This is a genomic window from Desulfoscipio geothermicus DSM 3669, from assembly GCF_900115975.1.
Taxonomy (GTDB): domain Bacteria; phylum Bacillota; class Desulfotomaculia; order Desulfotomaculales; family Desulfallaceae; genus Desulfoscipio; species Desulfoscipio geothermicus.
The window spans coordinates 1-4,921 of sequence record NZ_FOYM01000061.1; the positions used below are offsets into that span (position 1 = coordinate 1).

5 protein-coding genes are annotated in these 4,921 nt (G+C 48.8%); 4 read left to right on the forward strand and 1 reads right to left on the reverse strand.

The window, feature by feature from the left end:
* Window positions 1-2,615: M6 family metalloprotease domain-containing protein (locus BM299_RS18490; protein WP_092487950.1), on the reverse strand; the 2,615-nt coding region annotated here is incomplete at its 3' end.
* Window positions 2,616-2,997: 382 nt separating this feature from the next.
* On the opposite strand from BM299_RS18490, the gene BM299_RS18495 reads away from it, so the two are divergent.
* From BM299_RS18495 to BM299_RS18510, 4 genes are all read left to right on the forward strand, one after another.
* A complete protein-coding gene (locus BM299_RS18495; protein ID WP_092487953.1) occupies window positions 2,998-3,327 on the forward strand; it encodes a hypothetical protein in 330 nt (109 codons plus the stop codon).
* 42 nt (window positions 3,328-3,369) lie between these two features.
* On the forward strand, window positions 3,370-3,615 hold the full coding sequence (locus BM299_RS18500) for a hypothetical protein (RefSeq protein WP_092487956.1): 246 nt from the start codon (window positions 3,370-3,372) through the stop codon (window positions 3,613-3,615).
* A gap of 367 nt (window positions 3,616-3,982) precedes the next feature.
* The gene (locus tag BM299_RS18505; protein WP_092487959.1) at window positions 3,983-4,249 is read left to right on the forward strand and encodes a type II toxin-antitoxin system Phd/YefM family antitoxin; all 267 of its coding nucleotides are present in this window, start codon (window positions 3,983-3,985) and stop codon (window positions 4,247-4,249) included.
* Window positions 4,250-4,397: 148 nt separating this feature from the next.
* Window positions 4,398-4,622 (forward strand): DUF433 domain-containing protein, encoded by a 225-nt coding sequence (locus BM299_RS18510; protein ID WP_092487962.1) that lies wholly within the window; start codon window positions 4,398-4,400, stop codon window positions 4,620-4,622.
* The last annotated feature ends 299 nt before the right edge of the window (window positions 4,623-4,921 follow it).

Genomic DNA, 4,921 nt, shown 5'->3' on the forward strand with positions numbered 1-4,921 from the left:
TCCGCCGGTTTTCCCACCTGCAGCACGTTCACCAGCAGCGCAGCGAATTCTGCTCTGGTAATGCCGGTATTCGGTTCAAACCGGGAAGGGCTTCTACCGCTGGCGTAGTTATGGGTGTACATCCACTCAATATCATCTTTGGCCCAGTGATTTTCTATATCTGTAAAGGGCGATGTCTCAAGTTTTTTGGGAGCCATTTCCAGCAAAGCGTAATGGCTGAAGTGGGGTGTTTCAAACACGATGCTGGTAGTGGCCGCGTCATAGTCGCCGCCCACGGCGTCCCAGGCTTTGCTTTCCGGGTTGTAGCGGTAGGCTTTGATTTTCCCCCGGGCCGCTGCTTCACGGTAGTTTGCCGGGACCGGCAAGGCAACCATGACATTGCCGTTGAAAAGCTTAATGGCGTTTTTATGGCCGGACCGGGTTACCGTTACCGCGGAAAGATCGTAAATTTCGCTCCGCAGGATATACAGGTGGCTGTGCCGGGCGTTGTTTAATATGCTGGCTTTCTCATTTGCTCCCAGGGCCCGGGCACCGATTTCAAATTGAACCACGTCTTTGCCCGGCATTTCCGGCACCTGCAGCGCTCCGGCGGGGAAGGTGAAGGAAATGCCCGGTATTTGTATTGTTAGAGGTTTTTGGGTTTGTTCAATCTTTTCCACTTGTTTTGTGGTCAGGGCTAGATTATCTTCCCCCGGTTCAGCAGTAATCTTTATTATTCCGGTGGCGGAACTGTTCTCGATGGCTTTTTCCAGCGCTGCATCGCTTTGGGGCTTGGTGGCACCCGGTGGTACGGTAACTTGGGGAGCGGTAATGCCTCCGCCACCTCCGCCACCCCCGCCGCCTGTGGTGGTGCTCTGCGACCAGGTGGCGGTGGCGGTAAGAATGGACGTTTCGCCGGCGGCGTTCAGCTGGTCGAAGTAGGTTGCGGTGATTGTATCCCCGCCGGCCACCTTAATAAGGTTGTTCCCTGATGCGCCAGTTGTAAATCCGAAGCTCCCCGTGAAAATACCTGTGCCGGCTCCGGTCTCGTTGAGTGCAACGTCAATGCCGCCGGCATCGCTGGTGCTGGTTACTTCCACTGTAATTGTGTTGATGCTGCTGTCGGTATCCCGGTCCGCGTCGTTGACGGTGATGATTGCCGTAGCGCCGGTGCCCGTGTATTGGGTTTTATCCAGGCTTATCGTGCCGGTTACGGGCTTTTCAACGGTAAAATGGGCCGTCATAACGTCTGCCGGGGCGGATATGTTGGTAATGCTGACGTAACTGGGACTGCCGTCTTTGCGATTGCTTGACGGGTTGGTCAACTGGCTGAATTCAGTGCTGGTTAAAGTGGAGAAAGGATCTCCCGCATCACCAGCGTTGTTTAAGTTCTCCAAATCATTTTTTCCGTCGGCCTGTTCCAGGGCTACCCTTAAATTGGACGGGTCGATGTTGATGTTGTTGTACTGAAGGTCTCCCACCGCATCGTCTATGTGCCAGATTAACAGGCCCTCTCCGGGCAGCTCGGCGTCAAACCCGTACTTGCGGCGGTTTTCCACCAGAAAGTATTCGTCGCCCGCCTGACCGTTGGTCCACAGGCGGTAAAAGCCGGCGGCTTCCCCGGCCCCGTATACCGCTTCGCTGATTGAATAGTTGTCATTGTATACAACGTTGACTGGTTCTATCCAGCCCAGCAGTTGCTTGGACCAGGCTGACAGGTGGGCCGGCCTGGCACCGCCGCCCAGGTCGCAGCCGTAGGCCATGGAATCCCACACGCCGGCGCCGAACGATTCGCCGTTTTCTCCGTAATCCGTGTCGTAAAGGTCCGGCAGGCCAAGCTGGTGGCCGAACTCGTGCACCATGGTGCCCAGGTACCCGTCATCCGCCACTGTAGCGTATTCAATTACTTCCACCCCGTCCACGGTTTCACCAATGCTGGTTACCAAGTCGTTTTCACGTTCGTAAATAAAATACTGGTGAGACCAAATGTCATTGGAGTTGCCGGTAAGTGCCTGGTCCTGGCCGGCGTGGATGAGAAGAAAATTATTTACCACGCCACCGGTGGCGTACCGGCTGAAATCGACCCCGGCTGCATCCGCCAAACGCACGGCCTCGCGCGCCATTTCGTCGATTTCAGGGCTGTCTATCCCTCCGTTGTCCGCTCCATAATAAGCCATATCATAGACGCTTTGGACCACGGTAATGTCATTAATATTGCTAACCAGGTTCAGCTTTCCGTAAGAGTTTTCCCGGTAATATGCCTTGAGGCTGTTGGTTTCGCCAAAGATGAGATTATAATAAAAATCCTTGTTGTGGGTAAATTTCACGTCATTGAATTCCAGCATGATTACCAATAGTTTTTGGTCTCCGGTGGTGGGCCTGTGCGAAATGGCGGGCCGCATTGACCCCGCGGCGGAAAAGAATCCCGGCTGGCTTTTTGTTTCCTTTATGCTGCCGTCAATGCCGGGTGGGTACACGCCGGCACCGGGCGGGCGAAGTTGTTTTTGTGCATTGACTGCCGTGCCGGCCTCCGCTTGGGGCGGTATTGGCGGACTGCTGAAAGCTGTTAACGCTACAACAAGGGCCAAGGCGATTGAAAGTAGTTTGGTAATGACCCTTTCTTTGTTTGCAGCCAAAAAAACCACTCCTTCTTTAAAATTAAATAATTGCTTGCGGAGTGGTATATTCGACAATTTTATGTAAGGTCCTTTTTGTGGGCATGATTCCGTATATTATTTTGGGTGACTTGTTTTGCCGAACAGCGGCGCGGTCCAAGAAGTTTTCCTGCCAACACCCGGGGCTGTTTTCAGGTCATTCGGTGAAATGAACCGGGAAGGGATATTACTTAGCTATACCCTGGCCAGCCTTTACAGAGGGTAAACGGCTGAGATTTGATTGTTGCCGGAAAAGTATTGTGCAATTTTTTCTGCGATGGCATCCATAAGTTTTGAATGATTCTTAATCAATTACTTGGTTAGAACAATGAGAATTTATTAGTTTGGTTTTAAGGAGCTTACCATGTCCAACGTGATTCAAAATTGGGTTGGTAACGGGACAGCGGAAGCTTGGCTCAGGTTAATCAGGAAAGATGGATGGGAAGATTTACACGCTGTAAACGGGTTGATTGTTCAGCTTTGCAAAGACCAGACCGAATTTGAAAAGTGCTATCTTGAAGAAAAAGTTCAAAACCCCCGGGGCGCTGCCTTGGAGTTCGTGGCATTATATCATATAGCTAAAGCAGTGGAGCTTTTGGCTACATATTCCGGTCAGGGGGAACCAAAAGATATCCTGGAACAACTGGATTTTCATTTTAACCGCGCGAATTCCGCCAGTCAAATTGCAGGGTAAAGAAGAGTTGTTAAGGTGGCTTATCGCATCGGGCGTGCCTAGGTGGAGTTTTTTCAGGCCGGGAAAGTGGCCGTGGGGTATGATGTGCGCCTTTCCAGCCCCGCCCTGGCCGCGGCCCTGGTCAGGGGGCTGGCGGAGGGCGGCTGTGATGTCATCGAGCTGGGTCTTTGCGGTACCGAGCAGGTGTATTTTGCCGCCTTCCACCTTGAACTTGACGGCGGCGTATCCCGTCAGCAGAAAAACCATCAAACTATGATAAGTCGATGGTTTATTCAAGATAATATTTAAGGTAAGAGCTTTCTTTTATTGAATCACAATAAAAAACTCCCGCTTTTTCCTTAACTAAATATTATCATAACGATGTAGTAAATACAATCAGTTTCGACCAGGTGTCTGGCACTCCTTGATTTCGGTATGGGTCGACAAATAGAGGGGTTGGCATTATACAAAAACGCTTCGAGGTCTGCCGTAATACCTTTAAAGCATGTGGTATTCGCTAGTAGGTTCCGATGCTAAATTTTGATATTGAAATTGCCGTAATAAGTCTGACTTTGGGGAAAATTATCTCTTGGAAAGGCGTGGACCCTAATCCCGTTGTGGCATAGACATAATTATGCTATAATTAAGGCATAATATTAGCAAAGGAGTTGATGTAATGCCTGAGATTAGACCAATAAAGGATTTGAGAAATACAACTGAAATTTCAGAGCTTTGCCATAGCAAGCAGGAACCAATTTTTATAACCAAGAATGGCTATGGAGATTTAGTCATTATGAGTATAAAAACTTATGAACGTGAGCTGGCCCGAGCAGATTTATATAAAAAACTGGCTGAAGCAGAAGCACAAATTGAAAACGGGGAGCCGCTTTTAGATGCAGAAAATGTTTTTGAAAAGATGAGAAAAAAGTATGGCAGAAAATAGTTATAGCGTAAAATTTACCCCAAAAGCAGTTGATGATTTAGATAAGATTTACAGCTCTGGAGATATAAAAATATCGATTTTCCCGGCGAAGCAATACGGTGTCCAAGACATATAATCAATTATAATTAATACACGAGGGGAATTTTGAATGAAAGAAATAGCTCCGCGTATTGTCATAGATAAAAATACAAGATTTGGCAGGCCGGTAATTAAAGGTACCAGAATTCCTGTGGACCTTATTCTAGGGAAGTTATCAGGTGGAATGAGTTTTGAAGAGCTTATGGAAGAATATGAGGTGTCACGTGAAGATATTTTAGCTGCTTTGAGATATGCTGCTCAAGTTATTAGCCATGAGGAAATTAAGGTGATGTAAGTGAGGTTTCTAATCGATGAAGATCTTCCCAGATCTATGGTTAGGGAACTAAATGCGGCGGCGCTGGAAACACAAAGTGCGGATGGCGATCTTGGGGGTTGGTATCCGGCCAACCAATCAAGCTTCTCTTCGGGGTGGCGAAACAAGGCCTTTATGGTTCCACAAAAGGGAAGATAAATAAAAGGATATAGGGAGCTGTTGTTCTGTGCAGGGAAAACCGGGGCGGTCAGGCCACCCCGGTTTTGTTGTACACAGCAATATCAAGATTGCGGCCCTTGCAATTTATCTAATAAGCGCTT

Excerpts from the sequence above, each read along its gene's own strand:
- BM299_RS18510 (WP_092487962.1), top strand. The coding sequence starts at position 4,398 with ATGAAAGAAATAGCTCCGCGTATTGTCATAGATAAAAATACAAGATTT.
- BM299_RS18495 (WP_092487953.1), top strand. The coding sequence starts at position 2,998 with ATGTCCAACGTGATTCAAAATTGGGTTGGTAACGGGACAGCGGAAGCT.
- BM299_RS18505 (WP_092487959.1), top strand. The coding sequence starts at position 3,983 with ATGCCTGAGATTAGACCAATAAAGGATTTGAGAAATACAACTGAAATT.